Annotated in this window: 1 protein-coding gene; it reads left to right on the top strand. The window is 65.4% G+C overall.

From position 1 onward, the window contains the following. Positions 1–108 precede the first annotated feature (108 nt). On the top strand, positions 109–1,056 hold a 948-nt coding region (locus GBZ26_RS29490; RefSeq protein WP_174441817.1), incomplete at its 3' end, for an ABC transporter substrate-binding protein.

The raw sequence follows: 1,056 nt of genomic DNA, 5'->3' as shown, positions 1-1,056 counted from the left end.
CTTCCCACCCGCCCCGCGCGCGTGCACAATGCGGCACACGGATGCGTGGGCGGCGGGCCGCCGCCCGGCGCGATCAAAAGACACCTTCAGAACCGGGAGCGGGGGATCATGAGGAAGACGTCGTGGATGGCCGGAGCCCTGGCGGCGGCCGTCGCCGGGCTGTGCGCGGTTTCGGCCTCGGCGCAGACCAAGGTGACCGTGGCGATGAGCGGCTGGACCGGCTTCGCGCCGATCACGCTGGCCAAGGAAACCGGCATCTTCAAGAAGAACGGCATCGAGGTCGAGATCAAGAAGATGCCGACCTCCAACCGCCACCAGGCGATGGCGGCGGGCGAGGTGCAGGCGATCACCACCACGGTGGACACGCACCTGCTCTACGCCTCCTCCGGCGTGAACGTGACCCAGGTGCTGGTGCTCGACAGCTCGCACGGCGGCGATGGCATCGTCGTGCGCGACGCGGTCAACAGCCTCGCCGACCTGAAGGGCAAGCAGGTGGCCGTGCAGTACGGCGGCGTGCCGCAGTTCTGGCTGGCCTATGTGCTGAAGAAGAACGGGTTGTCGATCGGCGAGGTGCAGACCGTCAACCTTCAGCCGTCCGACGCCGCCAACGCCTTCGTCGCCGGGCAGTTCGACGCCGCCGTGACCTATGAGCCGTACCTGTCCAAGGTGCGCGAGGCCAATGGCAAGATCATCGTCACGTCGGACCAGACGCCGGGCGTCATCATCGACACGCTGGCCTTCCAGCCCGACTACATCCAGAAGAACCCGAAGGTCGTGAAGGCCTTCGTCGACAGCTGGTTCGAGGCGCTGGACGCGATCAAGAAGGACGAGAAGAAGGCCTTCGAGATCATGGCCCGTGACGTCAACCAGACGCCGGAACAGTTCGCCACCTCCGCCAAGACCGTTCTCTGGTACGACAAGGCCGGCAACATCGAGTATCTGACCAAGACCATGCCGACCTTCATCAAGGAGGTCCAGGACGTGATGCTGGAGGCCAAGCTGATCCGCAAGGCCCCGCCGAGCCTGGACAGCATGACCGACGCGTCCTTCGTGAAG

Origin of the sequence: Azospirillum formosense (assembly GCF_013340925.1) — a bacterium.
Classification (GTDB): Bacteria; Pseudomonadota; Alphaproteobacteria; order Azospirillales; family Azospirillaceae; genus Azospirillum; species Azospirillum formosense.
This window is presented reverse-complemented; position numbering and strand designations above follow the sequence as displayed.